Below are 25,480 nucleotides of genomic sequence, written 5' to 3'. Positions count from 1 at the left end.
CTACGGTTACGGCTGGCGCGAATGGTCCGCGGCCTGGCCAGCCGGTTGCCAGATCCGCTGCGTCAGCGTGCGCAGCGACGAAAGGCAACCGTCGCTGAGCAGGTTGAGCACGGTCTCCGTGAAGGCGGTGGCGGCCGTGGAGCGGTACGCACGGCGCGACCTGAGGAGCGCGGCCGTGCGCACGGGAAACGCGGGATCAAGCGAGACGTACTGCAGGTCGCGATGCTCGAATTCGATCGTGCTCGGAAGGATCGTCGCAATCTTTCCGCGGCTCACGATCTTCAGCACCGCGCTGATCGAATTCGCCTGCAGGGCAACGGTGGGCTGCATGTCGAAGGACTGGAAATAGCTGTCGACATAGAAGCGCGAGACGAAGCTGGTCGTCAGGAGGGCGAGTGGAGTCCTGGCGAACTGGTCCAGCGTGATCGGCGTGCGCTGCTTCGCGAGCGGATGCGTTTTGCCAACCACGAGCATCAGTTGCTCAGGGAACAGCGGCTCCGCCTCGATCTCTTCGGAGCGCACGTCGACGAAGCCGAAGGCAAGATCGACCTGGTCCTCGATCAGCGCGCTTTCCACAGCGTCGAGCGACATCTCCGTCATTTCGATCACGATTCCTGGATACTGCTCGTGGAAATGCTCGATGACCGGCGCGACGAGATACTCGGTAAAGGTCGGGGTAAAGGCGACGCGCAACTGACCGCGCGAGAGGTCATGCACGTCCTGCATGGCACGCTGCGCGGTGAGCAGGTCGTTGTAGGCGCGGCGCGCGTACTCGAGGTAGACGGCGCCGAAATCGGTGACGCGTACGACGCGGCCGCTGCGGTCGAACAATTGTGCGCCAACTTCGTCCTCCAGTTGCCGTACCTTCTGTGAGAGCGCCGACTGGGACACACATAGCGCATCCGCCGCGCGCGTAAAGTTGCGGTGCTCGTCGATCGCGAGCAGATAGCTGATGTTCCTGAGAAGCGGATTGCGCTGCATGGTCCGCTTGGTTCGCGGTTTGAGTGACTGATCGTTGGCCTGGTTTTTCTCGCCATCGTTTGCGGTTTCGCCGCGCGTGCCTGGCTGGGCCGGACGAGCCAGCGTCGCGCGAGCGTGGCTCGCATTGTCGGATTCCGGGATCGCGGGCAAATCTGCAGGTTGGGTGAGGCGCAGTGCCGAAGAGTGGTTTTCGAACATCGAGCGAAGGTCAGGTTGATGACGGGCGCCCGAGGTGGATTCATCGCGTGCTTTGGGCAGCTTCATTGCCATCCTCCTCCGAGAGCCAGAAACGTTGAAATCTGGTCGTTGTTGACGTCCGCTTGCGCAGTCGCGACGGCACTTTCGGCGGCAAGCCAGGTGCGCTGCGCGTCCAGCGCTTCGAGGCCGCTGACTTTTCCGCCGCGCCAGAGCTCATCGGTGCGCGCGTTGACCGAGCGCGCCGCAATGCGGGCGGAATCGAGCCGCTGCAGCCGGTCGAGCGCTGCGGCGTAATTATCGAGCGACGTTTCCGTTTCGCGCAGCGCGTTCAGCACCGTGCTGTCGAAATGCGCGAGGCTCACGCGGCTCTGTGCGTGTGCGGCTTCGATGCGGTCGCGGATCGCATTGCGATGCAGGTCCCAGCTCACCATGGGGCCCACGGCGAAGCGGTTAGTGAGCGGCGTGAAGAAGCTGGCGGCGGCTCCTGTCGATCCAATCGACGCGCCGATCTTGATGTCGGGGTAGAGCGCTGCCGTTTGCACCCCGATTTGCGCGGTCGCGGCGGCTAGCTGGCGCTCGGCGGCGCGAACGTCGGGCCGCCGGCTCAGCATCGCGCGTCCGTCGCCAGTCGGAATCAGAGTCTTCAGCTCGAGCGGCGTGTGGCAGGCGAGCAGGGACTTGTCGTACTGTTCGGGAGGTTGCCCCATCAAGGTCGCAAGACGAAATGCGGCATTGAGCTTGCGCGCCTGAAGCGGCGCAAGCTGCGCGCGGCTGTTTTCGATCGCGCCCTGGTCGCGGTCCTGCGTGAAGGACGGTGCGCGGCCATGCGCGATCATCTCGCGGGTGAGCGCAAGGTGCCGCTGTTGCACCGCGATCTGCTCCTGCACGATCTCGAGCTGGTTGCCGGCGTTGCACAAATCCGAGTACGCGCGCGCCGTTTGCGCGGCCACGTTGACGCGCACGAGATCACGCGCGGCGATGACGGCTTCATGATCGGCGTTGGCGGCCTCAATCCCGCGCCGAATACCGCCAAATAGATCGAGGTCGTAGCTGATCGTGATGCCCATGTTGTAGATCTCGTGCCTGGGCGGCTGGACATGCGAGAGCACGGCCTCGGCGGACTGTTGCGTGTAGTCGGTGGACGCGTCGGCCACGACATCAGGCTCGCGCGCGGTGCGTGCCGCCGCGAGCAGCGCGTCGCTGCGCTCGAGGTTGGCCTGCGCGGCGCGCAGATCGACATTGCTGGCGAATGCCATTTCGATCAGTTGATTGAGGACCGGATCGTCGTAGAGGCGCCACCAGTGATCGGGCAAGGGATCGTTCGTCGCGGCCGATGTGCCCGACACGAACGCACCATTGGCGGCGGGCGCATTGACCAGCGCCTGCTGCGGCACCTTGTAGTCCGGGCCCACTTCGGCGCACGCGGCCATTGTTACACAGAGCGCCGCGACGCACATTACGCGCATGCTCACCATGGCAGGCTCCTGCGCACCACGACGTCTGTGGAGCGCGCGTGAATCTCCACGGACGCGGTCTGGCCCGGCACGAGACGCACGCCGGGTGGAACCGAATCGATGGCGATGCGCACCGGAATGCGCTGTGCGAGGCGCACCCAGGTGAACGACGGATTCACGTTGGCGAGCTGCGCATCGCCGCCTTCGCGCTCGCGGTCCTGTACGCCGCCCGCAATGCTCTGCACGTGGCCGCGGATCGGGTTTGCCACGCCCATCAGATAGATGCTCGCGGCGTCGCCAACCTGAATGGCGGGCAGCTTGGTTTCCTCGAAATAGCCTTCCACGCGCAACGACTGCTGGTTCACGAGCGCCATCGCGCCCTTGCCGGCGGTTAGATAGGTGCCGGGCAGCAGCCCCACGTTCGTCACGGTGCCGTCTACGGGCGCGCGCACGAGCGTGCGCTGGAGATTCAGCGCGGCCAGATCGCGCGCGGCCCTTGCCTGCGCGAGCGCGGCGCGTAGCTTCTGGACGCGCGCCGTGCCTTGCTCCGTGGATTCGGTCGCGACGACGTCAGGCATCGAGCGGTTGCGCCGGTCTTCACGCACGGCCTCGTCGTAGTCCGCCTGCTGGCTTTGCAAATTGGCATTGGCCTGCTCGAGCGCGATCTGGTAGCGCGACGGGTCGATCACCAGGAGCACCTGCCCCTGCTTGACCTTTTCGTTATCGTGGATGCGTACGTCCGTGACGAGACCGCTGATGTCGGGCGCAATGGGCACGACATCGGCGCGAACCTTGCCGTCGCGCGTGAGCGGCTCGATTTGATACCGCACCCACAGTGCGTAGATGGCGCCGAGGATGCCCAGGATGACTGCCACGGTCAGGGCGGTGCGGATGAAACTGGTGAATCGCTGCATGTCAGGAGATGAAGCCGTGCGGGAAACAGGTGTCGGCGAGGCATGTGATGCCCCACCAGAGCAGGAAGAAGGCCGCCAGATCGATCAGCGCGGGATGCCAGAGAAGCTGGCGCAGGGGAAAGCGCAGCAAGGCTCCGCGCAGCAGGAATGTGGTGGTCAGCGCGATGACGGCCCAGAACAGGGCGGCTGGCATATAGACCCCAAAGAGGCGGATCTCTTCGATCATCATGCGGCGGCTCCACGTGAATACGTGTGCGGAAAAAGATTGCAGCGCATGCCGACGAGTGCCATGAGCGTGGGATCTGCGCGCCTCACCTGCTGCGCAGCGACGATGTCGATGGCGCGGTCGAGTGCGTCCAGCAATCGGGCGTTGCCGGGCAGCGGATGATGCGCGGCCAGTTGCGCCTGAAAGAGTGCGGACACTTTGCCGAGCGCAGCCTCGATCGCGAGACGCGTGAGGGCATCGTGCTGCGCCAGACCTTGCCGGGCGCGGATGATGTTGCGGCCGACGCGCAGATCGCTCAGGCCATCGGCTGCGTGCAGCTTGTCGTCGGCGCTCGCGAGCGCCATGCGCGCCGCCACCTGGCCGAGACGGTCGACAGCCCTCGCAGTCCATGCGTTTGCGGCGAGCGGCTGGGCCGGATCGGCTAGCTGGGCGAGATCGGCCCAGTTCTGGCGCACGATGCGAGACGCGGTCCAGCGCGAATTGGCTGATCGGAACAGCTTGGTCACGACGAGTGTGGTGACGATCCCGCCGAGCTGCGCGAGCCCGGTGTTCACGAATACGGCGAAGTCCGCCTGGAACCGGTCGAGAAAACCCATTGCAACGATGAAGCAGGAAAGCATGGGCAACGCATGCGCCGCTCGAGCGGGGTCAGCCTGGATGTAGCCCATCCACAGGAGCGCGGGCGCGAGCGTGACGATGAGCATGCCGGCGCCGTCCACGCGCGGCAGGATCACAAACAGATAAAGCGCAGCCAGCGGAAACGTCGAGAGCGTCGCAATCAAATATTGGCCTATCGCGGGCGCGGGGTCGTCCTGTGCGGCGAATGAACAGGTCACGAGCGCAGCGAACGCGGCCGTCGCGGCGCCATTGGGCCACGCGAGCAGGATCCACGCGGCGCAATAGATCATGATGGCTGTGGTCATCGCGGCACCGGCGAGCAGCGCCACGCCATGATCGCGCGCAAGCGGAAATTCGTCGACGCCGCTTGCGACGTGCATCTGGGTGGGGCGGTCGAGATCACCTTCCGCGAAAGCGCGCACGAGGCCGCGCGCAATGTGCAGCGTCTCGATGAATTCGGCGGTGCGCTCGAGCAGGTTGGCAGCAAGCAGTGAAGTCCACTCCGCGCTGCAGAGGTGCTGGGCGGCCAGTGCGCGACAACGGGACACGAGGTCCTCGTCGAGCGTTTCGGCCACGTCCTGCGGGGATTTGAGGCTCGCGATCAACGAGCTGACCAGCGTCCTGGTCTCGGCATCTACCGCGTTCAGCGCGCGCAATTGCTCGAGCCTGTTGGCGGCGGCCGACGCAATCGAAAGCAGGACGGCGAGCCGGTGCTGCAATTCCCGTACCGTGTCGCGCGTGGCCCGAGCGAAGCGCGGGTCGTAGCGCAGATTCACGGCCATCATGCCGAGTTCTGTCACGTCGACGGCCAGCTTGCGGCGATGTTCGTACTCGAGCCGCGTATGGTGAGTGCCGAACGCTTCTGCGGTCCAGCGGCAGGCATCGGACAAAAAGGAGAGTGCGCGCTCGTGAATGACCTCGCGAATATCGACTGGCCGCACAATCCTGTGCGCGATCGTCACACACAGAATGGCGACCGTCATTTCCTCTACGCGTGAAACGGTCGTCGTGAAAATATTCGAAGGATCGTCCAGATACGGAAAGCAAATGACCGCGGAACTGAATGCGGCCATCTGAAACAAGAATGCCCTTGGTGTGCGATCGAGTACAGCCAGATAAATGCACAGACCAATCCAGATTGCGAGGCACAGGACCAGTAACAGAGGAGAATTCTGCAAATTGGGCGCCACCAGAATCGTGACAAAGGCGCCTGCGGCAATGCCAGCGAAACGATAAATCACTTTGGGGCGAAAGGCGCCGGCCATGGGCTGTGCAGTCACATAGACGGTTAGAAGCGCCCACCACGGACGCGGCAAACTCGCCGCGAACGAAATAACAAGCACAAGTGCTGCCGCGAGAAAAGTGCTCAACGAGAAAGACAGCTTTCCAAACTCCACGGTGAATGGGCGGCGCGACCGAAGCGCTGCGGCAGTGGCATGCGGCACAGGGAATCCTTTGGCAATACGGCGGAGGAAGGCGTCAAGCGTATAACGACGAACGGCTGATTACGTCAGATGTAAGCGCCACATTGGGGTTCCGGGTGGCATGTGCCCGTGTTGGGAGGAGGGAGGGCGAGACCAGTGTGGAGAACAAGGTTCCACATGAGAAGATCGGTACTTGCAGGCATTTCTTGCGTAAGCGCGCCATTTTCATGATTGAACCGTGAGCCTGGCGACGCGCATTCGGCCTAACCGGGGCTACGACAAACGCAATCGGTGGATACGGGTTTCACTCGATTGCAACGGAGGAAATTCTGCCGATTCCGGGTCATCGTGTCCAAGACGGATTTCTGAAAGCGACGATCGGTTTTACTTATGGAAGCCGTCATGGAGGCGCGTGAGGTTCATCGCGACGAGAGTGACGCGTCTTCGGTGAAGATGCGTGCGCGTATTAACACAAAGCGAAGGAAAATGTCCGTGAAATACGCGGCGCGAAAATTCCGCATGAAAGCATTTCGTTAATATCGGGAATCGCCATATTATCGGTTTCCCTAATGGAGTAGATCGAAAATTCGCCTTGGACTTTATCAAACTGATCACTCATGATTCGCTCCATCGATTCGCTATCGCAACCCGGGATCAGGAATCGGGAAGAAAACGCCTGCGCAAATTGAACTTGTAAATCAATGCATGCCGCTTACTTTCTTTGCCCGGTTTGCCGTCTTTGAAATCGATAGAACCGCATAAGTCCATGTTGAAGGAATTCAAAATGAAGAAGCAATCCATGCTGCGCCTCTCGGTCATCCTGCTTGCAACTGTTGGTGCGATTTCGACCGCATCGGCTCAATCGACTGGTCAGCTAGCGCAAGGTCAAGTCGCTGAAACTGCTGGTGTAACGCAAGTGGCACAAGTCCAGCAACCCGCAATGGGCATCAATCATATCGGCGCGGCCACGGCGACGCCGGAAGTCGCGCATATTCAGAACGGCCAAACGAATCCCGGCGCGACGCAGCAGCCCTGCGTGGGCCCGGCAAGCTTTTGCACGCTGTACTTTGGCAGCTGAACTCTCCCTCACGCATCGAGCTTCATATGTTGAGGGCAGGGGTCACGCGGCGAGGAGCCGCATGGTGCGCGCCCCGACCCTGCCACAGGGGCGTCGCGCACGCCGCGGGTTTTCGGCCGGTGGTCCCCGAAGCCCCGAGCGGCACACCAAGAACATCCAACGCCTGCGTACTGATATTGTGAATCATCTGTTTAGCGCGATGCGGGCCTTCCTCAAGGTTGTCGACACTCAGCAGTTTTCCCAGGCCGCACAACAACTCGAACTTTCGCCGGCGCGCGTGACCCGCTACGTGGACGACCTCGAGTCGCATCTCGGCGTCAAACTGCTGCAGCGGTCCACGCGAAGAACGGTCCTGACCGACGTGGGCGTGCAATACGCGCGAGGCTGTCGAACTTTGCTTTCGAACCTCACGATGGTTGAAGAGCGTGCCATGCGCGCATCCACCGAAATTTCAGGCGAGCTTCGCGTGGTCATGTTGAGCGGACTTGCGCAGCAGGGTTTCGCAGCAATCTTCGCCGAGTATCGGGACCGCTATCCCGATGTCTCCTTGAGCGTCACGTCCACCGAGACGGAAGTCGATATGCTCGGGAGCCGGTTTGACGTCGGAATATTGAGCGACGAGATGGTCACGTCCATCACGCACGTTTCGCGCGCCTTGATTCACTCGCGGCTCGTGCCTGTTGCCGCTCCGGCATACCTCGCACAGACGGCTGCACTGCAGCAACCCGGCGATCTGGGCTCGCACCGCCTGATTGGCTATGCGGCTCGCGGCAAATACAAGCGATGGTGCTTCAGGGGAGAGGACGGAGAGCATTGCGTGCGGGTCAACGAATCGTTCGTCGTGGACAGTCGGATGATGCAGAAGCAGTTGGCGCTAACGGGGGCGGGCATTGCGCTGCTTCCAGAGTGCCTGATCGAGAATGAAATGCACGGTGGGGCGCTGGTGCGCCTGCTTCAAGCGTATCGGACACTCGACGATGGCATGCAGATCTCGCTGATCTATCCGAGCCGCGACTTTCTTCCCGGAAGGGTTCGTGCGTTCATCGACCTGGCTTCGGGCTATACGGCGCGCGGCCACGCGCGCGAGTCGGCTGCCACGATGCCCGCGATGTCCACGGCGAAAGACGAGTCGCAGATCGTCGCCGCGGCGTGACGCCGGCTTTGATTTAGCGGCTCCAAGAGGCTGGCACCACTTCAACCATGCTTGAAATTGAAATAAACGCACACCTTGCCGGCGAGGGCAATGGCCCGGACTTCCCCAGCTGGACCGCGATTCGCGTGCTGGGCGTTGGACAAAACAAGGCGCTTTTCGACCGATTTGCCGCCGCACCTGGAAATGAGGGGCTGCTGGTCGAGGTCGCCGATACCGCGCGTAACGCGCTGTTCCGGGTGATGGATGGCGGCTGCGATCTCGTGATCGTCAAGGACGGATGGCCGGAACTGGATGGCGCCAAATTCGTCGCGACGATGCGAACAGCGGGCTTAGCGGTTCCCGTACTGGTGATCGATACCGTTGGAAGCGTCGAACGCTGTGTCCACGCCCTGCGCTGCGGGGCGGACGACTACCTGACCCAGCCTGTCGATCTCGAAGAATTGAGCGCGCGTGTGCTCGCCTTGCTTCGCCGTCGAATGTGCCGGATACGCGTTCAACCTTTCGATCGAACTGCACCCTCCACCACGCTGCACGGATCGGGCATTGTGCTGGACCGTATCACGCGTGTCGTCACAGTCGATTCGACGGCCGTTACACTGCGTCCCACCGAATTCAGGCTGCTGGAATACCTGATGGTCAATCAAGACCGAATCGTCACCCGGCGCATGCTGCTGGAAAAGGTTTGGCGGCGCAGTTTCGATCCGTGTACGAACGTGATCGATGTTCATATCAAGCAGCTCAGACTAAAACTCAACGATCCCGACGGCGTGCGGTATATCAAAACGATTCGGGGTGCAGGCTATAAATTTACGAGTGAGGCAAGCGTGGAAGTCCCTCCTTGAAAGCGGCAAGTGAAAGGTGGCGCAGGAGATCGGACAGAGGCCACGTACTTCACCCGCACCAGGTTTCGCCGTTCGGCACGGAGATATTGTCGGTATGCAGCGTGATTTCGCCAGCGCGCGGCGGTGCCTGTGGTGCAGGTAGCGGTACGGACAATCGGCTTGTCCGAAAGGCAAGAAAGACTCGAGCGCGCTTAGACAAAACGATTGCCGCGTCGCGAGGTGAAGAAGCAACGTGTGCTAAATACTGCTGCGGTTCCGCGAACGACGCACGCGTCCCGGAGAATTTGGTGATATATCCCATAGTATTTTTTATTGTCGCAGCGGTGTCTGCGGGTTTTGCTTTTGGCGGCGTTGCCAGCGAAACAGAGACTATCGCCAAGGCGGTATTCAACGTTTTCGTGATCCTTTTCGCTCTGGCTCTCGACTACCGCAGAAGGCAGCGTTGAGGCGAAACGGACGGCGGCGAGCGCTCTGGATGTGCCGCCGCCGATCCAGGCGATGGTGTTCCGCTCAACTGCAGGAGCGCCCGCCCAGGCATTGTCAGTGTCTCTTTAGCAATTCCCGATCGGGATCTCTCGACGCTTGACACAGAAGATAGCCTGCGAAGTGGCACCGACAGATGGATGGCTTGTGTTGATCGAGGGGATTTCGAAGTAGAACGATCGGTAACAAGGAACGCAACGCCGAGTGCGCTATCGCCAGCTCTGCAGGCCAACATCGATCGATTGACAAAAGAATGGATGGATCAGCCCATTCGTGAGGACCAGGGCTCGGTGCCGCATGAGCTGAATAGTCCGGTGCTTTGGAATTCCACGATCTCGTCAGTTGCGTCGCTGATCGGTGCCCTGACAGCAACGTTTATCGCGGTGCGAAAGGAGAGGCGCGAAAGCACGCGCGCCTCGCTTGAGAACGAGAAGCTAGAGCTCGAAAACACCAGGCTGCGCCGGGAGCTGGAGGCGAAAGGGGCAGCCGACGAGCCGCCAGCATGACGGCTTGCACATTCGGGAATTGACGCGGCGGATTAATCCGAATCCCACTTTGTGCAGAAGCCGTTTTTGTCGACCGCTAGACACTTCTTTTTGCTTATCGGGAGTGAATCATTCCCGCCGTAAATTATCACGTCCGAATCGGCGGCGGGTTTCTCCTGAACATTGGCGCTGGCCGATACACGCTCCGTTTTGACGGTAGAGCCTTGATCGGGCTGCGCTGCGAGGGCGATGACCGGGAGTATCGCGGGCAGGACGAGAAGTGCTAGCTTCATGACCAGATCCCTCATTTGAATGGGGATCCAAGTGTAGCGGCGCCTGCTTACGCCTCCCCTACGCTTTGTGCGCTGCCGCACGATACGCGGCTCTTACCCGGCTGCGGTCGACGAATTCGTGAAGAACGAAGACGGTAGCGACCGGCTGCAGATCAACGCGCAAAAACAGCGTGCACTGTAAGACCTGTGACATAAGGACCCGACGCAGAACATTGTGTGGGTCACGCCGGAAGGCGGCGGCGGACCGCCCACGTTGCGCGATTTCGCTTCCGCAGCGGCGGTCAGTCTCGTGCGTAGCGAAAGTCATACTGCCTGTGGGGTGGCGGACGGTCGGCATAATTTAAATTTGTTTTCCTAAATTTTTCTGGCTGATAGACGTGGACTCCCGTGTAGCTCGTGATTGATTTCATCGTCTGATTGCTACACGAGTGATGCTCCCGTCGTATCTGCGAAGCCCGGCAGGTGGATAAGAGGGCTGGTGCACCGATCGCGTTGGAGCAGGCGAAGTGCAGTGCACCCATCGACGCACGTTAGAATAGTCGCGCGTGACCCATGTCGTGACGCGAGCGACGCATGGGCACAGCGAGTTTCGACCCTCGACCCTCGTCGCGCACATGCGCCATGCGAACCCATGCGGAAACTTCCCCCACTGAGTGCACTCAGGGCCTTCGAGGCCGCCGCGCGCCACCGCCACTTCGGCCGGGCCGCCGAAGAGCTGTGCGTCACGCACAGTGCAATCAGCCATCAGGTGCGTGCGCTCGAAGAGGCGCTCAAGACGACGCTCTTTGAAAAGCAGGGCCGCCAGGTTCAACTCACCGACGCGGGCCTGCGCCTGCTGCATTCAGTCGAGCAAGCACTCGACATGATGGCCGAAGCATGCAGCGACGCCGCGCACCCGGGTATGCGCGGCTCGCTCAAGATATCGGCGCCCGCCGAGCTCGCGCATCGCTTCTTCCCGCGTGTGATCGGTGAGTTTGCGCAGCGCTACCCCGGGCTTACGGTGCATCTGCTGGTGCATGACAGCGAGTCCACAGAAGTCAATCCGGCGGCAGATATCACGATTCTCTACGCGATGAGCGACGCCGACTGGACACGCTACTGGGTCGCGCCGTTTCGAGCGATCGAATTCTTCCCGGTGTGTCACCCCGGTCTGGTCGAAGGGGCCGACAGCCTTCAATGTCCTGCTGATCTTGCACGCTTCTGCCTGCTGCACGACGACTCCGACGGCAAGACCTGGGCCACCTGGCTCGGCATACACGCGGCCGCACTATCTGCGCCGTCGCGCAACCTGCACTTCGCCCACTCGGGCATCGCCATCGAGGCCGCGCTGCAGAAAGTCGGCGTGTGTCTCGCCGACGTGCTCACCGCCGGCGAGGAACTCAAGACCGGCCGCCTGATCCGGCCGTTCGCCATGACGGTGCCTTCGCCCGGCAACTACTACCTGGTTGCGGAACGGCGCAAACGCAAGGAACCTCGGCTTTCGGCGTTCATGCAGTTCGCCGGTCTCACGCCATTCTTGTGTGAATTCAACTCACCTATTACAGAGAATTGATCATTAGTCGGCAAAAAAATCTCAACCTACGATGACGCCATGCATGCCGGTCTTTCACCGGCACGCCTTCCACCACATGGAGCGAACGCATGGCACGTACCCTCAGCACCCTTCCGCGCAACGACGGCTTCCGCTGCCCCGGCGAGTTCGAGGCCAAGGCCGGCTGCTGGCTCGGCTGGCCCGAACGCCCCGACGTCTGGCGCAATGGCGGCAAGCCCGCGCAAAAGGTCTGGGTGGAGATCGCGACGGCCATTGCCGAAAGCGATCCTGTTACCGTGTGCGCGTCGTCGCGCCAGTACGCGAACGCGCGCGCCATGCTGCCGCCACACGTCCGCGTGCTCGAGATGACCGTGAACGATTCCTGGTTTCGCGACAGCGGCCCGGCCTGGCTGCTCAACAACCAGGGTGAGGTGCGCGGCGTGGATTTCCAGTTCAACGCCTATGGCGGCCTGAACGGCGGCATCTACTTTCCGTGGGACAAGGACGACCAGATCGCCCAGAAGATACTCGAGGCCGAACGCACCGACCGTTACCGCGCACCCATCATCGCGGAGATGGGCGGTATCCAGTGCGACGGCGAGGGCACGGTCCTCACGACCGAGCAGTGCCTCCTGAATGTCAATCGCAATGCGCCTATGGGCAAGGAAGCCGTGACGCAGCATCTGCTCGACTACCTTGGCGCGAGCGAGGTCATCTGGCTGCCGCGCGGCTGCAAGTTCGACGAAACCGATGGCCATATCGACGATCTCGCGTGCTTTGTCAGCCCGGGCGAGCTCGTCATGCAATGGACTGACGATCCCGCCGATCCCCAGTTCGAGATCTATCAGGAGGCCTGGGCTATCCTCAGTCAAGCGACGGACGCGAAGGGGCGCAGGCTGAAAATCCACAAGATGCAGGCTCCGGCGGTGCTGGAGTGGACCGGGGAAGAGGCCGCGGGCCTCGATCACGGCGACGCCGCCATGGCACGCGTGGCGGGCACCCGCATCTGTGCCTCGTACATCAACTACTACGTGGGCAATAGCGTCGTCGTGGTGCCCGAGTTCGGGGACCCCAACGATCTGCCGGCACAGCGACTGCTGGCCGCACTCTTCCCGAAGCACCGGATAATCGGCATCCCCAATACCCGCGAGATCCTGCTGGGCGGCGGCAATATCGCCTGCATCACCTCGCCTCAGTACGCCGCGCAATTGCGCTAAGGGCGGCGCTAAAAGGCCACGTCGGCGCGTGAGACGCGTGAACCTCACGCGCGAGGAGCACGGCCACGCGCTGATGAAACAGCACGACATTCGGCCGATCTGGCCACCCCTGGGAGAAGGTCATGAATCAGTCTCTATGCAAGGCTGCGGTTTGCTGCGCGCTGCTGGGCTCGAGCGCAATAGCGATGAGTGCGGGGCAAGTGCTCAACGTCTATAACTGGTCCGATTACATCGGCGAGAACACGGTTGCCAATTTCGAATCGGAAACGGGAATCAAAGTGAAGTACGACGTTTACGACAGCAACGACACGTTGCAGACCAAGCTGCTGGCCGGCAACACGGGCTACGACGTGGTGGTGCCTTCGGCGAACTTCATGGCGAAGCAGATCAGCGCGGGCATTTACCAGCGGCTCGACAAGTCGAAGCTGCCGAATCTCGTCAATCTCGACAAGACCATCATGGCGATGGTGCAGGACGCCGATCCCGGCAACCGGTACGGTATTCCGTGGGCGTGGGTGACGATCGGCCTCGGCATCAACGTCACACGCGTCAAGGCCGTGCTCGGCAACGACGCGCAGATCGACGACTGGAACCTGCTCCTCGATCCAAAAATCGCGGCGAAGCTCAAGCAATGTGGCGTCTCGGTGCTCGACGAGCCGACCGATGTCTTTCCCGAGGTGCTGCACTACCTGCATAAGGACCCGGCCAGCACGAATCCCGCCGACTATCAAGCCGCCTTCGATGTGCTCAAGCAGATTCGTCCGTATATCGCCCAGTTCAACTCGTCGGGTTATATCAACGATCTTGCGAGCGCGGACATCTGTCTCGCGCTCGGGTACTCCGGCGACGTGAACATCGCGAAGCACCGTGCGCTCGAAGCGCACAAGCCCTACCAGATCAGCTATGTGATTCCGACAAGTGGCGCGCCGGTGGGGTTCGACATCATGGCGATCCCGAAAGACGCACCGGACCCCGAGGCGGCTCTCGCGTGGATCAACTTCATCGAGAAGCCGGAAATCAATGCGGAGATTACGAACAAGGTTTATTACCCCACCGCCAACCTCGCGGCGCGCAAATACGTGAATCCGGAGCTCGCGAGCGATCCGGGCATCTATCCGCCGGAGTCGGTGATGAAAACGTTGTATCCGCTCAAGCCAATGCCAGCTGAAATTCTTCGGCTTGAACATCGGTTATGGAGTCAACTGAAGTCGGGGATCTAATGTCCGGAGCGAATAGCGGCCGCGGGCGACCCGGCGCACGAAGTCAGCGTGCAACCGAACGCGCAAACGAACGCGGCCGCAGCCCCGCGTGGAACCACTCGATCATCGTGACGATGTCGAACACGGGCACGCCGAAGCGCTCGCTGAGCAGTGCTGAGTAAGGCGCAAAGTTGCTGCATTCGCTGACGATCGCGCCGGTCTCCGGATGCGCGCAGAGCAGCCGCTGCGCGCACGCGAGCAGATCTGCAGCCTGTTCGTCGAAGCTGACGCTCGGCGCATTGGTGAGACTGTTGCGAAAAAAACGGCTGTCCTCGTCCAGCCCCGCGACCGGCAGATCCTCCGGCGCGTGCGCGGCGCGCAGGTGCAGCGGTGTCAGCGACGCGGCGCGCGCGGTCAGGATGCCGACCCGCTCACGTTTTGGCAGCAGCGCCGCGATCGACGGAATCTGCAGCAGTGCGGAGGTTGCGACCGGCACCGCACAACGCTCGGCGAGCGCCGCCTGAAACGCGACCAGGAAGCCGCAACTGGTCGCGATGCCGTCGACGCCCAGCGCAACGAGTTGCGCTGCCGCGTCGACGAAGCGCTCGAGCAAGGGCGCGGCGGCCTGCGCGTCGCCGCCCGTCGCGGCCATCACCTGTGGGCCGGTGACGCCCTTCATCAGTCCATACTGCACAGCGAACGGCCAGGTGGCGCCGTGGCCGATGTCGCCCGGCAGTCGCTGGAAACCCGTGTCGAGCATCAGGATGCCGATCCCGACGCCGTGAATCGTGCGCGACCGCCTGTGCGTCGCGCGCGCTGGCGTGACATTGCCGCAGGCTTTGCCGGCCGCGCAGGACGGTTCTCCGGCAGAGGCGTCCGGGTGGCCTGGATGCGATGGCGTCATCATGGTCAGTTCACGAAGCAGGCACAGCTGTTGAGCGAGGCCGGCACCGGCAACCGGAGATCGGCCATCTTGCGGCGGTTGATCAACGTTTTGTAGTCGGCCGGCGCCGCGCGATTGATCGGCAGGGCGTTGTATAGCATGCCGAACTTCTTTTCTCTCGAGAATACGCGCTTTGCGCAATCGAGCACTGCGCGATAGTCGGTGACGCTCGACGCACCGTTGATCCGGTTGCTGCCGTGCTGCCAGTCCGACACGATGCCCGCCTTCACCGGGTCGGTGACCTGCGAAAACGCCGGTGGAATCGCGGCGTCGCTGACGTTATGTACGCCCGCCTGCGTGACTGGCGTCTGCGCACTCGCTTTGCTGGACGCGAGCGCGGCGAGCGACAGCGCGGTTGCGGCGACGCATGCAGCCGGTGCGCTGAGACGCCGGACGATCTGACGTGCTCGGATGCGGCTCGAATTCATGGCGTGCAGGTCTCGAAGGGAAGGGGCGATGCGCGGGGCAGTCGCGGCGGCGGCCTGCTACTGCCACTCTCGCCCATGTGGGTGCCGGCGCCCATCTCGCCAAAAAAGCAGTTCCGTTTGCCTACGATTTCCGGCTGTTTCACTCTGTCTTCGCATTCGCAGTCGAAGCAGGCAGGCAGGACGCCGCGCCATCTATTGCGATCACCTCATCTCTCCACCGACGATAAAAACCGCGAAGAGTGAATTGACACCCGGCGCAGGAGATGGCGTCGGCAAACTCCTAGTGAAGCGATTCTCAAATGAAGGAAAACGGTTCTAACTATTTTGATGCGATTGTCATGGATGGCGTCACTTTCTAGGCTCTGGTCCTGCGAACGCGTTCGTGCATGAACGCGCCGTGCACGACCCGAACCATGCAGTTTCCGTTCCTCAGCGCCTTATCACCGGACTATCGAGATGAAACGTATCTGTACCACGGCCTTGCTACTTTCAGTGGCCTGTGCCGCCCACGCGCAGAGCAGTACGACGGGTTCCAGCGTCACCCTGTACGGGGTCATCATGGAGGGCCTCATCTATTCGAACAACTCGCTCAAAGGCGCGTCGCTGGGAACGGCAAACGGCCCGAGCCGCTGGGGTTTCCGCGGTGTCGAGGATCTGGGCGGCGGCACGCGCAGCGTGTTCGTGCTCGAGGGCGGTTTCAATCCGAACACGGGGGCATCGGCGCAAGGCAATCGCGAGTTCGGCCGCCAGGCATTCGTCGGCCTGCAGGACGACGGCTTCGGCGCGTTGACCTTCGGACGCCAGTACGATCTCACCCAGGACTGGCTCGCACAGTATTCGTCGCCGCTCATGTGGAACGGCTACACCGCGACTGTGGGTGACAACAACAACTTCAACTACCAGTTCCGCACGAACAATGCTGTGAAGTATGTGTCGCCGTCGTACCGGGGCCTGCAGGTGGGCGCGATGTACAGCTTCGGCGGCGTGGCGGGCAGCTTCGGCAATCAGAGCGCGCTCGGCTTCGGCGTGAACTATGCGCAGGGCAGCGTCAAGCTGTCGGCCGCGTACATGCGCATGAATCATCCGGCGGCGGCGGCCAGCGAGGGGCTCTGGAATACTTCGCAGTTCGCCTCGATTTCGCCCGCCTCGCCAACCCTCTCCTATGCGATCTCGCCCTCCAGCATGGAAATCTACGGCGCGGGCGGGCAGTATGCATTCACGCAGAGCACCTTCGCTGGACTCGTCGTGACGCACAGCCGCTACGACAACCTCGGCGTCGCGCAGCTCGGCCTGAGCAACGGGCGGGCGAGCTATACCAACATCGAAGCGAACGTCAGTCACTTCTTCACGCCGGCGTATCAGGTCAATTTCGACTACGTGTATACCCTCGGCGACGTGCAGCCGACCGACTTTCGCCCGCAATATCATCAGTTCTCGTTGATCAACAACTATTTCCTCTCGAAGCGCACCGCACTGTACCTCGTCGGCATCTTCCAGCTGGCGGCGGGCGATGCCCAGCACGCCAATATCGAGTATGCGAGCGGTGGCGGTGGTGCATCGTCGAGCAATCGCCAGGTCGCGGTCACGGCGGGGATTTACCACCGGTTCTGAGCGCGTCGCGCCGGGTAGCTGCGAAGCCGTATGCATCCCGCGTCGGCCTGGGCGGGATGCGCATTGGAGGATGAGTCACATGCCGAGGAGCAGATGAATCAAGAAAGAACAGCAGGCGACGCCCCGCGCAACGGCACGGCGCCCGTTGATGCGCAGCCTGCAATGAGCGGTGCGCGAATCCTGGCCGATACGCTGGCAGCCTTCGGCGTGCCCGCCGTCACGTACATTCCAGGCGAGGGTGTGCTGGAAGTCATCGATGCACTGGCGGTCCACGCACCGCAGATCGCGCTCGCGAGCTTTCGCCATGAAGCCGGCTGTGCCTATGCTGCACAGGCGATCGGGCAGTTAAGCGGGCAGCCGGGCGTATGTGTCGTCGCGCGCGCGCCAGGTGCACTGAACACGACGCTCGCGGTACACACCGCCTTTACCGACAGCGCGCCGATGATCCTGATCATCGGTCAGGCGAGCCGCGCGATCTCCGGCCGTGAAGCGATGCTCGGCTACGAAGACTTTCCTGAAACATTCGGACCCCTGACAAAATGGGTCGGCACGATCGATGCACCGGAGCGGATTGGAGAGATGCTCGCACGTGCCTGGAGCATCGCCATGAGCGGACGACGTGGACCGGTGGCACTCGTGCTGCCGGAAGACGTGGCGCAGGCGCATGCGCGCGCGCCGGTGCCGATGTTGCCGTCCGTGCCACGGCCTTCCATCGGGGAGGAGGACCTCACTACGCTGCGCGACCTGCTGCGGCAAGCGAGCCGGCCATTGCTGGTCGCGGGCGGCACCGGCTGGCAGCAGCGTTCGCTGGCGCGGCTCGCCGAGCTCGCACATCGGCACGCGATACCGGTGGCGACCACGTATCGGCGGCGCGATCTGGTCGATCACGACGACGACGCCTTCATCGGCGAAATCGGCATCGGTATCGATCCGGCGCTTGCGGCGCGTGTGGCCGAAGCGGACCTGCTGATCGTGCTCAATGGCCGCCTCGGCGAGCTGAATACGCTCGGAGAAGGGTTCAAGGGCTACGCGCTGATCGATCCGGATCCTGCCCGGCGTGAGCATGCCCAGCGGCTCGTGCATGTCCACGCCGACGCAGGCGAACTGAACGCCGTCTATCACGCCGATCTGGCGCTGCTTGCCGATCCGAATGCGGCGGTCGATGCCTGGTATCGCGAGAGCATGGCCGAGGCCGGGATGGCCCAGGCCGGGATGGCCCAGGCCGATCCATGGATCGCACCGGGCAGACTCGAGGATCGCCGGCAGTGGCTCGCGGACGCGCGCGCGGCACGGCTCGCTTTCGTGTCGGGCGGGCGCTGCGAAGGCCCCGTCGATCTGCGTGCTGTCTACGCGACGCTGAACGACGCGCTAGAGAACGACGCGATCATCACGTCCGGCGCGGGCGCGTACGCGGTCTGGCCGCAGCGCTATTTGAAGCATCGCCGCTACGGGACCCAGCTTGGGCCGAAGAGCGGGGCGATGGGTTATGGCCTCGCGGCGGCCATCGGCGCGGCGCTCGTGTCCGCGCCGGAACGCCAGATCGTTGCGATTGCCGGCGACGGCTGCCTGACGATGCACGTGGAGGAGCTGGAGACGGCAGTGCGCCTTGGCGTGTCGCTGCTCGTGCTGGTGGTCAACAACTGCGCGTACGGCGCGATCGACGGCGCGCAGCGTCGCATGTTCGGTCGCAGTGTCGGCACCGAACTCGGCATGATCGATTTCGCTGCGCTCGCGAAGGCTTTTGGCGCACAGGGATGGGTGGTCGAAGAGACGGCCGGGTTCGCCCCTGCGCTTGCCGAAGCGCTCGCGCGGCCAGGCGTGAAGCTGATCGAACTGCGTGTGCCGCGCTCTGTCGGCAAGCCGCTCGTGTAAACCCTGAACGTAATTTCGTGTGAGATGACTGAAAAACTCTATTCAGCGGACACGCTTGCGCGCAATCCGTCCATCGTCGCCGAAAGGCAACGCGGCAATGGCGCGAGCGTTGTGGTGATCGGCTCCGGCATTGCCGGCCTCACGGCGGCGTACCGGCTCCATCAGGCCGGTCTGCGTGTAACGGTGCTCGAGGCCGCCGATACGGTCGGTGGCCGCATGGGCGACCGGCGCTCTGGCGAGATCGCTTTCAACAGCGGCGCACGGCTCGTCTATCCTTTCGGGCGCGCATTCAACCGTCTGATTGCCGATCTTGCGCTGGGCGACGCGCTGATTCCCCTGCGCAAACTGAGTGCGCGCTGCGTGACATCGCGCGGCGACCATCTGATCGAACTGATGCCGACGGCGCGTTCGTTGTTGACGCCGGGCCTGCCCATGGGCGAGCGCCTCGCGCTGATCGCACATGCCATGCGGATGCGAGGACAGAGGGGCCGCGTCGATCCGGACTGGGCGATCAGCGCGCTCGATGTGGATCCCGCTGCCGACCAGTTGACGCTCGCCGATTACATACGCGGCGAAATTGGCCCGCATGCGCTTGCGAGCCTCGTCGAGCCGGTGTTTCGCTCGACACGCAGCTTCAATCCGGAGACGCTGTCCTCGCTGTTTTATCGCACCACGGTGCCGCATCTCGTGGGTGAGGACACGGTCCATACGCTGCGAGGCGGCATGGGGCTCGTCTGCCATACGCTCGCCGGGCAACTGGAGGTGCGAACCGGCGCGCGCGCGGTCTCGGTCGAGCACCGGTGCGAGGCCGATGTCGTGCGAGTTGCGGTGACGCTTGCGGACGGCGCGACGCTCGAGGCCGACCACGTGGTCTGCGCGGTTGAAGGCTCGCTTGCGGGCGCGCTGATCCGTACGCCTCAGGGCGCGGAGCGCGAGATGCTGGCCGCAGTGCGATACAACGCGCTCGGGGTCGTCCACTATGGCTTCGCACAGCCGCTGCCCGCGCTGATGCAATTCGCGTCGCGCGACTTGCCGAGCCGCATCTCGACGTTCCAGCAGATGCCCGCCGCGCCCGCGAGCGGTCGTCCGCTCACGCAGCTGTATTGCCAGTTGACGCCCGAGGCCGTGGAGGAGGCGCAACAGCGCGGCTGCACCGACGACATCGATACGTTGATCCGCGCGGAGTTGCGCGCGCGCATTCCGGATTTCGATCGCCACGTCGTGGCTGTTGTCAATCAGTGGATACCACGCAAGCTGCCGTTATTCGCACCGGGTTACGGCGAGCGACTGCGCGCATTCTGGCGCTGGCAGGAAGACCCCGCGCGCGCGTCCGGGCGGCCGGTCGTCTACTGCGGTGACTGGACTTCGCAGGCGCTCCTCACCGGAGCCTGCGCGAGTGGCGAGCGCGCCGCGGCAATTGTGCTCGAGCGCGTCGCCAGCCAGGCAAAGCGAACGATTTCTTAGCGAAACGGCAATAGCTGCGGCTTGAATAAGTTCAAACGCAGTCTCGATGCTACAAATTCCCCACCTAGGACAGCGACTGGACCCATGCTATGAACGAATCGACCTCTCCATCTTTTCACACGCCCTTTCCGCAGCAGGCATGGCGGACGGCGCTCATCGCGGGCCTGGCTGCATTTGCCGGCTGGCTGACTGCGCCCGCGCCAGCGAGCGCACAGGCCAGCCCGCCGGTGACGGTCGGCATTGCAAACCTCGGACCGCATCCGTCGCTCGCCAGAACCATCCAGGGGTTCAAGGACGAGATGGCACGCGAGGGCTACGTGGAGGGCAAGACAGTGAACTACGCGTATAGCGATGCGAATTTCACGCAGGCGCTCATGCCGCAGATGTTTTCGCAGCTCCAGTCGAAGCATCCCGCCCTGATCCTGACCCTGACGACGTCCGTGTCGCAGGTCGCGTTGTCCGCCGTCGCCGATCGCCGCATCCCGCTCGTTTTCGCGGAGGTCACGGACCCGGTCGCGGCAGGGCTCACGCCGGCCTGGACCCACGGCAGCGACCGGTTCACCGGCGCGTCCGATCTGCAGGACTTCGATGCGGTTCTTGCGTTCGCGAAAAAACTCTTGCCGGGCGTGAAATCTTTCGGAGTGCTTTATGACTCGGGCGAGGCCAATGACGTCGTGACGACGCGGGCGCTGCAGGCAGCCGCCGCGCGCGCCGGGCTCGAGTTCAAGCCGGTCAGCGTGGACAGCGTGAACGACATCACGCAGCGCGCGCAGTTGCTGAACGGAGTCGGATTCGTCTATCTCACCGGATCGAACCTTGTGCAATCGGCCATTCCCGCGGTGGCCGCTGCTATGCAACGGATGAGGGTGCCGGTCATCAGCTCGGAAACGGAGTTGATCAAGAAGGGCATGGCCGACGCATCGTATGCGGTGTCGTACGAGTCGGTTGGCGCAAACGCGGCGCGGGTGGCGGTGCGGGCCCTGAAGGGCGCGCCGACTTCGACGCTGCCGGTCATGAAACCAGCGAAGACAGACTACGTCACGTCGATCAGCCGCGGCCAGTTCGCAAAACTGGGCCTGTCCGTTCCCAAGTCTTTCGAGGATTGCCAATGCCAGATCAACTGAAACTACGGCGCTCTGCCAGGGTGATGACGATGGTTGAAAAGGATAGCCCGCTCCTGTCCGTCGAGCGGGTCAGCAAGACGTTCCATGCCGGCACTGTCGACGAGCGCATTGCATTGACCGACGTGTCGCTCAAGCTCATGCCCGGCGATTTTGCGGTGGTGGTGGGCGGCAATGGCGCGGGCAAGTCGACCTTCCTGAACATGCTCGCGGGCGAAGTGATTCCAGACGAGGGCGTGGTCTCGATCGATAGCCGCGAGATTACCGCGCTGCCAACGCACCGGCGGGCGAAGTACATCGCCCGCGTGTTCCAGGACCCGTCGATCGGCACGGCCGCCGCGCTGAGCCTCGAGGAAAATCTCGCCGTCGCGAACCAGCGCGGTCTTGCGCGCAGCTTCGGGCGTGGGCTCACGCGCGCACAGTCCGAGGCGTTTCGCGAGCGCATCGCGTCATTCGACCTGGGTCTGGAAAAGCGCATGAAGGCTCAGGCGTCGCTGTTGTCCGGCGGCCAGCGACAGGCGCTTTCGCTGCTGATGGCGGTGCTGCAACGACCGCTGTTGCTATTGCTCGACGAGCACACGGCTGCACTCGACCCGCGTACCGCCGCGACCGTGATGCGCGTGACCGAGCAGGTCGTGCGCGAAGCGAAACTGACCACGTTGATGGTGACGCACAACATGCAGCACGCACTCGATTTCGGCAACCGTCTCGTGATGATGCGCGACGGGCGCATCGTCGGCGATCTGACTGGCGAGGCGAAACGCGCGATGACGATGGAGCGCCTCATGGCGACCTTCAACGAAGAGCCCCCCATGACACGAACGGTGAACGCATGAACCTGATCAGTGGCTTTATCGGACTTTTCCCCGTTGGGATGATGCAGGGTCTGACCTATGCGTTGATCGCGCTCGCGATCATGATCCCGTTCCGTATTATCAACTTTGCGGACATGACGGGCGAGGGCTCGTTCCCGTTCGGCGCCTGCGTGTGCGCGAAGCTGCTGATGATGGGCTTCAATCCGGTGATCGGACTGCTCGGCGGCACGCTCGCCGGCTTCATGGCAGGGCTGCTTACCGCCTATATCCACGAGAAAGCGAAGATCAACACACTGCTGTGCGGCATTCTCGTGCTCTCGATGCTGTACTCGGTCAACATCCGCGTGATGGGGCAGCCGAACTCGGCACTGTTTGCCTATGCGAGCGTCTTCTCGTGGCTGCCGGACGCGGGCGGCGGCTATCTGCCGCGTATCCTGATGCTCGGTGCGATCGATACGGTGCTCGGCGCAGGCGTGCTCTGGTTCCTCGACACGCAGCACGGGATGGCCATGCGCGCAATCGGGTCGAGTCCGTCCATGGCCAAGGCCCAGGGCATCAACGTCAAGGTTTATACGCTGGCGGGTCTGGGTCTCGCGAATCTGTTCGCGGCGCTGGGTGGTGCGCTGCTCGCGCAGAACCAGGGCTTCGCCGACGTGAACATGGGCTTTGGCGTGCTGGTCAACGGGCTCGCGGCGTTGCTGCTCGGCGAGGCGATCATTGGTAACCGGTCGATGGTGCGCCAGGTGCTCGCACCGATCCTGGGCTCGATCGTCTACTTCCAGCTGATCTCTATCGTGCTCGTGATCGGCTTCCAGCCGTCGGACCTGAAGCTCGTCACGTCGCTGTTCGTACTCGGCACGCTGCTCACGATGGCGCAGCGCAAGAAGCGTGGCGGCAATCGCCGGAAATCAGCCATGGCGAGGGTGCAGGCGGGTTGACGGCACACACGGCGGGCTTGCACCGAACCTGCCATTACGTCTGATCAGCAAAGCCCGGCATTGCAGAAAGGATCTGCAATGCCGGGCTTTTCGTGTTGTGGGGAAGTGAAGGGAATCGGTGTGCGTGCCGGCCGTCCACGCGCTTAGCGGCCATAATGCGGCCCAATGCGCGCGTGACCGGCTCGAGAAGGCTAGCGAGCGGCGGACAGTCCTTGCCAGCGCAGCATGGCCGCGGGCGGCTCGATATGCAACTGGTCGAGCACGCGCATGACGGTGTAGTCGACCATCGCATCGAGGCTGTCGGGCTTCGCGTAGAACGCCGGCAGCGGCGGCATCACCGTCGCGCCCATCTCGACCGCAAGGGTCATGTTACGCAGATGCGCGAGCGTGAGCGGCGTCTCGCGCGCGAGCAGGACGAGCTTGCGGCGCTCCTTGAGCGTGACGCTCGCAGCCCGGGAAACGAGGTTGTCGTCGAAGCCGTGCGCGACGGCTGCCAGCGTCTTCATCGAGCACGGCGCGATCACCATGCCGTCGTGCTGGAACGAGCCGCTGGCGATGCTGGCGCCAACCTCGTTCTGATCGTGATAGACGCTCGCCATGTCGCGCAGCGCGTTGCGCTCGAGGCCGGTCTCGTCGAGCAGCGTCATCCAGCCCGCGCGCGACACGACGAGATGCGTGGCCACGCCGCAGCGGCGCAGCATCTCGAGCAGCCGCACGCCATACACGGCACCCGTCGCACCCGTGATCGCGACGACGACGCGTTTTTGCGCGGCGCCGGTCACGTCGCCGCCCGCGCCGAGAAATGCGGCAGGTAGTCTTCGAGGACCACCTGCTCAGTTCCGGGAATGGTCTTGCGCTCGAACTCGGCCTCGCGGCCCCACGGACGCGTGGCGTCGATCGCGAGACGGCCCCAGTGGTCCTTGTGCGGATCGCGGTAGAAGCCCGGCACGTCATGGAGCACCATGGTGCGCGTATCGGCGCGCCCGCGCGTGAGAAACGCCCAGATCACGTCCTCCATGTTGTAGATGTCGACGTCCTTGTCCACCACGATGACGAGCTTGTTGTAGTCGAGGTGCGAGCCGAGCGCGGCCAGCAGCGCGTGTTGCGCGTGGCCTTCATACTGCTTGTCGAGCTTGATGACCGTGTTCATCACGGTGGGCCGGCAACTCACATCGAGCACGCCGCGCACCTGGCCTGAAATGGCCTTGTAGATGCGCGCGGCGGTGGCGGCCTCGAGCGGGCGAAGATCCTCATGCGAGCCGCAGATCAGCCCTTGAAAGACCGCGCCTTCGCGCCAGCCAACGTGGGTGACTTCGAATACATGGTTCTCGCCGACTTCGACGTAGTAGCCCATGAACTCACCGAATGGACCTTCGGGGCGTCGCACGTTCGGCAGGATGCGCCCTTCGATGACGATCTCGGCCGAAACCGGCACGTCGAGATCGATCGTGCGCGCCGGGCGCATCGCAATCGGGCCGCCGCGCATGGCGGCAGCAAGCGCAAGCTCGTCGCCGTCGGGCGGCAGCGACACGCATGCGCTCATGAATATTTCCGGGTCTGCGCCAATCAGGATGGCCGCTTCGAGCGGTTCGCCGCGCGCTTCGGCCTGCTGCTGAAAGCGCGCGAGATCGTGGGTGCTGCCGAGCCGGATGCGCAGTTCGTCATCCGAAATGACCATCGAGCGATGGAACGACAGATTCGTACGGCCGGTATTGGGGTCTTTCGCGAGGAATACCCCGGCGGTGATGTACGGCGCGCCGTCGCGCGCGTGATACGTCGGGATCGGCAGATCCGAGAGCTTGCCCGTGATCCAGTCGGTTGGGGGCGCGGCGCGTTCGGTTGGCGCCTCGAGTGTCGTGGCGAGCGAAATCTCGCGATCGAGCCGCGCGCAAAACGTTTCGTTGGGTTCGCAGCGGATGATCTCGCACAGGCGCTGGTGGTCGGTGTAGAGGTTCATCAGCACGGGCAGGCGGCTGCCCCGAACGTTTTCGAATAGCACAGGCTTCGTCGTTTCCTGCTGCAGCCGGCGGGCGACCGCGGCGATTTCGTAGCGCGGATCGACCTCGCGCTTGACGCTCAGCAGTTCGCCGCGCGAGCGCAGGCGGGAGAGGTAGTGTCTCATCGTGTGGCGGCTTCCGTTCAAAGAGGGGGCGAAATCATTGACGGCACACCGCGCGATGGCAAACAGGCGT

General features: G+C 63.1%; 24 protein-coding genes and 1 pseudogene. 14 read left to right on the top strand and 11 right to left on the bottom strand.

Annotated features, from left to right (window positions below):
* Positions 1–6: 6 nt before the first annotated feature.
* From cynR to E1956_RS22120, 5 genes are read right to left on the bottom strand one after another with little or no spacing between them, the layout of a single operon-like run.
* Complete coding sequence (gene cynR, locus E1956_RS22140) at positions 7–1,245, bottom strand: transcriptional regulator CynR (RefSeq protein WP_232071526.1); 1,239 nt, start codon at positions 1,243–1,245, stop codon at positions 7–9.
* A complete protein-coding gene (locus E1956_RS22135; RefSeq protein ID WP_134752941.1) occupies positions 1,242–2,654 on the bottom strand; it encodes an efflux transporter outer membrane subunit in 1,413 nt (470 codons plus the stop codon). Before E1956_RS22135 ends, cynR begins: the two co-directional genes overlap by 4 nt.
* Positions 2,648–3,547: an efflux RND transporter periplasmic adaptor subunit gene (locus E1956_RS22130; RefSeq protein ID WP_134752938.1), complete on the bottom strand. Its 900-nt coding sequence runs from the start codon at positions 3,545–3,547 to the stop codon at positions 2,648–2,650. Before E1956_RS22130 ends, E1956_RS22135 begins: the two co-directional genes overlap by 7 nt.
* Position 3,548: 1 nt before the next feature.
* The gene (locus E1956_RS22125; protein ID WP_232071524.1) at positions 3,549–3,776 is read right to left on the bottom strand and encodes a DUF1656 domain-containing protein; all 228 of its coding nucleotides are present in this window, start codon (positions 3,774–3,776) and stop codon (positions 3,549–3,551) included.
* The gene (locus E1956_RS22120; protein ID WP_256377776.1) at positions 3,773–5,788 is read right to left on the bottom strand and encodes an FUSC family protein; all 2,016 of its coding nucleotides are present in this window, start codon (positions 5,786–5,788) and stop codon (positions 3,773–3,775) included. The genes E1956_RS22125 and E1956_RS22120 overlap by 4 nt, the downstream gene beginning before the upstream one ends.
* A gap of 811 nt (positions 5,789–6,599) precedes the next feature.
* Here E1956_RS22120 and E1956_RS22115 point away from each other — a divergent pair.
* From E1956_RS22115 to E1956_RS22105, 3 genes are all read left to right on the top strand, one after another.
* On the top strand, positions 6,600–6,893 hold the full coding sequence (locus E1956_RS22115) for a hypothetical protein (protein WP_134752934.1): 294 nt from the start codon (positions 6,600–6,602) through the stop codon (positions 6,891–6,893).
* A gap of 178 nt (positions 6,894–7,071) precedes the next feature.
* Complete coding sequence (locus tag E1956_RS22110; RefSeq protein ID WP_167760089.1) at positions 7,072–8,046, top strand: LysR family transcriptional regulator; 975 nt, start codon at positions 7,072–7,074, stop codon at positions 8,044–8,046.
* A gap of 47 nt (positions 8,047–8,093) precedes the next feature.
* On the top strand, positions 8,094–8,888 hold the full coding sequence (locus E1956_RS22105; protein WP_134752930.1) for a response regulator transcription factor: 795 nt from the start codon (positions 8,094–8,096) through the stop codon (positions 8,886–8,888).
* Positions 8,889–8,937: 49 nt separating this feature from the next.
* On the opposite strand, the gene E1956_RS46940 is transcribed toward E1956_RS22105, so the two are convergent.
* A complete protein-coding gene (locus E1956_RS46940) occupies positions 8,938–9,279 on the bottom strand; it encodes a hypothetical protein (protein WP_232071522.1) in 342 nt (113 codons plus the stop codon).
* Between the two features lie 349 nt (positions 9,280–9,628).
* Between E1956_RS46940 and E1956_RS22095 the strand changes: the two genes are divergently transcribed.
* Positions 9,629–9,877 carry a hypothetical protein gene (locus E1956_RS22095; protein WP_134752926.1) on the top strand — a complete coding sequence of 83 codons (249 nt, stop codon included), beginning with the start codon at positions 9,629–9,631 and terminating at the stop codon, positions 9,875–9,877.
* A 32-nt stretch (positions 9,878–9,909) separates the two neighbouring features.
* Here the strand turns inward: E1956_RS22095 and E1956_RS22090 are convergent, their stop codons facing one another.
* On the bottom strand, positions 9,910–10,149 hold the full coding sequence (locus E1956_RS22090; protein WP_134752924.1) for a hypothetical protein: 240 nt from the start codon (positions 10,147–10,149) through the stop codon (positions 9,910–9,912).
* A gap of 97 nt (positions 10,150–10,246) precedes the next feature.
* On the opposite strand from E1956_RS22090, the pseudogene E1956_RS22085 reads away from it, so the two are divergent.
* From E1956_RS22085 to E1956_RS22070, 4 genes and pseudogenes are all read left to right on the top strand, one after another.
* Positions 10,247–10,396 (top strand): annotated as a pseudogene (locus tag E1956_RS22085) (4Fe-4S dicluster domain-containing protein); the annotation flags it as partial.
* Between the two features lie 384 nt (positions 10,397–10,780).
* Positions 10,781–11,701, top strand: a complete 921-nt coding sequence (locus E1956_RS22080) for a LysR substrate-binding domain-containing protein (protein ID WP_134752922.1) — start codon at positions 10,781–10,783, stop codon at positions 11,699–11,701.
* Positions 11,702–11,790: 89 nt separating this feature from the next.
* On the top strand, positions 11,791–12,897 hold the full coding sequence (aguA, locus tag E1956_RS22075; RefSeq protein ID WP_134752920.1) for an agmatine deiminase: 1,107 nt from the start codon (positions 11,791–11,793) through the stop codon (positions 12,895–12,897).
* Positions 12,898–13,019: 122 nt separating this feature from the next.
* The gene (locus tag E1956_RS22070; protein ID WP_134752918.1) at positions 13,020–14,117 is read left to right on the top strand and encodes a polyamine ABC transporter substrate-binding protein; all 1,098 of its coding nucleotides are present in this window, start codon (positions 13,020–13,022) and stop codon (positions 14,115–14,117) included.
* A 43-nt stretch (positions 14,118–14,160) separates the two neighbouring features.
* On the opposite strand, the gene E1956_RS22065 is transcribed toward E1956_RS22070, so the two are convergent.
* Both E1956_RS22065 and E1956_RS22060 read right to left on the bottom strand, forming a co-directional pair.
* Positions 14,161–15,003, bottom strand: a complete 843-nt coding sequence (locus E1956_RS22065; protein WP_232071520.1) for an aspartate/glutamate racemase family protein — start codon at positions 15,001–15,003, stop codon at positions 14,161–14,163.
* Between the two features lie 2 nt (positions 15,004–15,005).
* Complete coding sequence (locus E1956_RS22060; RefSeq protein ID WP_134752916.1) at positions 15,006–15,467, bottom strand: type 1 periplasmic-binding domain-containing protein; 462 nt, start codon at positions 15,465–15,467, stop codon at positions 15,006–15,008.
* Positions 15,468–15,923: 456 nt separating this feature from the next.
* Between E1956_RS22060 and E1956_RS22055 the strand changes: the two genes are divergently transcribed.
* The 6 genes from E1956_RS22055 to E1956_RS22030 all read left to right on the top strand — a co-directional run bounded on the left by E1956_RS22055 (position 15,924) and on the right by E1956_RS22030 (position 23,288).
* Positions 15,924–17,078, top strand: coding sequence for a porin (locus E1956_RS22055; RefSeq protein WP_134752914.1), 1,155 nt, complete (start codon positions 15,924–15,926; stop codon positions 17,076–17,078).
* A gap of 93 nt (positions 17,079–17,171) precedes the next feature.
* Positions 17,172–18,950, top strand: a complete 1,779-nt coding sequence (locus E1956_RS22050; protein WP_134752912.1) for a thiamine pyrophosphate-dependent enzyme — start codon at positions 17,172–17,174, stop codon at positions 18,948–18,950.
* A gap of 24 nt (positions 18,951–18,974) precedes the next feature.
* Positions 18,975–20,414 (top strand): protoporphyrinogen/coproporphyrinogen oxidase, encoded by a 1,440-nt coding sequence (locus E1956_RS22045; RefSeq protein ID WP_134752910.1) that lies wholly within the window; start codon positions 18,975–18,977, stop codon positions 20,412–20,414.
* Between the two features lie 89 nt (positions 20,415–20,503).
* Positions 20,504–21,538: an ABC transporter substrate-binding protein gene (locus tag E1956_RS22040; protein ID WP_134752909.1), complete on the top strand. Its 1,035-nt coding sequence runs from the start codon at positions 20,504–20,506 to the stop codon at positions 21,536–21,538.
* 29 nt (positions 21,539–21,567) lie between these two features.
* The gene (locus E1956_RS22035) at positions 21,568–22,371 is read left to right on the top strand and encodes an ABC transporter ATP-binding protein (protein WP_232071518.1); all 804 of its coding nucleotides are present in this window, start codon (positions 21,568–21,570) and stop codon (positions 22,369–22,371) included.
* The gene (locus E1956_RS22030; protein ID WP_134752905.1) at positions 22,368–23,288 is read left to right on the top strand and encodes an ABC transporter permease; all 921 of its coding nucleotides are present in this window, start codon (positions 22,368–22,370) and stop codon (positions 23,286–23,288) included. The genes E1956_RS22035 and E1956_RS22030 overlap by 4 nt, the downstream gene beginning before the upstream one ends.
* A 191-nt stretch (positions 23,289–23,479) precedes the next feature.
* Here E1956_RS22030 and E1956_RS22025 read toward each other — a convergent pair whose 3' ends face one another.
* Both E1956_RS22025 and E1956_RS22020 read right to left on the bottom strand, forming a co-directional pair.
* On the bottom strand, positions 23,480–24,070 hold the full coding sequence (locus E1956_RS22025; RefSeq protein WP_134752903.1) for a UbiX family flavin prenyltransferase: 591 nt from the start codon (positions 24,068–24,070) through the stop codon (positions 23,480–23,482).
* Positions 24,067–25,410, bottom strand: a complete 1,344-nt coding sequence (locus E1956_RS22020; RefSeq protein WP_134752901.1) for a UbiD family decarboxylase — start codon at positions 25,408–25,410, stop codon at positions 24,067–24,069. The genes E1956_RS22025 and E1956_RS22020 overlap by 4 nt, the downstream gene beginning before the upstream one ends.
* Positions 25,411–25,480: the final 70 nt, after the last annotated feature.

This window comes from Paraburkholderia pallida, from assembly GCF_004524855.1.
GTDB lineage: Bacteria > Pseudomonadota > Gammaproteobacteria > Burkholderiales > Burkholderiaceae > Paraburkholderia > Paraburkholderia oxyphila.
The sequence above is the reverse complement of the archived record's forward strand: the minus strand, read 5'-3'. Positions and strand labels throughout refer to the sequence as shown.

Excerpts from the sequence above, each read along its gene's own strand:
- cynR (WP_232071526.1), bottom strand. The coding sequence starts at position 1,245 with ATGAAGCTGCCCAAAGCACGCGATGAATCCACCTCGGGCGCCCGTCAT.
- E1956_RS22135 (WP_134752941.1), bottom strand. The coding sequence starts at position 2,654 with ATGGTGAGCATGCGCGTAATGTGCGTCGCGGCGCTCTGTGTAACAATG.
- E1956_RS22130 (WP_134752938.1), bottom strand. The coding sequence starts at position 3,547 with ATGCAGCGATTCACCAGTTTCATCCGCACCGCCCTGACCGTGGCAGTC.
- E1956_RS22125 (WP_232071524.1), bottom strand. The coding sequence starts at position 3,776 with ATGATGATCGAAGAGATCCGCCTCTTTGGGGTCTATATGCCAGCCGCC.
- E1956_RS22115 (WP_134752934.1), top strand. The coding sequence starts at position 6,600 with ATGAAGAAGCAATCCATGCTGCGCCTCTCGGTCATCCTGCTTGCAACT.
- E1956_RS22105 (WP_134752930.1), top strand. The coding sequence starts at position 8,094 with ATGCTTGAAATTGAAATAAACGCACACCTTGCCGGCGAGGGCAATGGC.
- E1956_RS22095 (WP_134752926.1), top strand. The coding sequence starts at position 9,629 with ATGGATCAGCCCATTCGTGAGGACCAGGGCTCGGTGCCGCATGAGCTG.
- E1956_RS22090 (WP_134752924.1), bottom strand. The coding sequence starts at position 10,149 with ATGAAGCTAGCACTTCTCGTCCTGCCCGCGATACTCCCGGTCATCGCC.
- E1956_RS22080 (WP_134752922.1), top strand. The coding sequence starts at position 10,781 with ATGCGGAAACTTCCCCCACTGAGTGCACTCAGGGCCTTCGAGGCCGCC.
- aguA (WP_134752920.1), top strand. The coding sequence starts at position 11,791 with ATGGCACGTACCCTCAGCACCCTTCCGCGCAACGACGGCTTCCGCTGC.
- E1956_RS22070 (WP_134752918.1), top strand. The coding sequence starts at position 13,020 with ATGAATCAGTCTCTATGCAAGGCTGCGGTTTGCTGCGCGCTGCTGGGC.
- E1956_RS22065 (WP_232071520.1), bottom strand. The coding sequence starts at position 15,003 with ATGATGACGCCATCGCATCCAGGCCACCCGGACGCCTCTGCCGGAGAA.
- E1956_RS22060 (WP_134752916.1), bottom strand. The coding sequence starts at position 15,467 with ATGAATTCGAGCCGCATCCGAGCACGTCAGATCGTCCGGCGTCTCAGC.
- E1956_RS22055 (WP_134752914.1), top strand. The coding sequence starts at position 15,924 with ATGAAACGTATCTGTACCACGGCCTTGCTACTTTCAGTGGCCTGTGCC.
- E1956_RS22050 (WP_134752912.1), top strand. The coding sequence starts at position 17,172 with ATGAATCAAGAAAGAACAGCAGGCGACGCCCCGCGCAACGGCACGGCG.
- E1956_RS22045 (WP_134752910.1), top strand. The coding sequence starts at position 18,975 with ATGACTGAAAAACTCTATTCAGCGGACACGCTTGCGCGCAATCCGTCC.
- E1956_RS22040 (WP_134752909.1), top strand. The coding sequence starts at position 20,504 with ATGAACGAATCGACCTCTCCATCTTTTCACACGCCCTTTCCGCAGCAG.
- E1956_RS22035 (WP_232071518.1), top strand. The coding sequence starts at position 21,568 with ATGGTTGAAAAGGATAGCCCGCTCCTGTCCGTCGAGCGGGTCAGCAAG.
- E1956_RS22030 (WP_134752905.1), top strand. The coding sequence starts at position 22,368 with ATGAACCTGATCAGTGGCTTTATCGGACTTTTCCCCGTTGGGATGATG.
- E1956_RS22020 (WP_134752901.1), bottom strand. The coding sequence starts at position 25,410 with ATGAGACACTACCTCTCCCGCCTGCGCTCGCGCGGCGAACTGCTGAGC.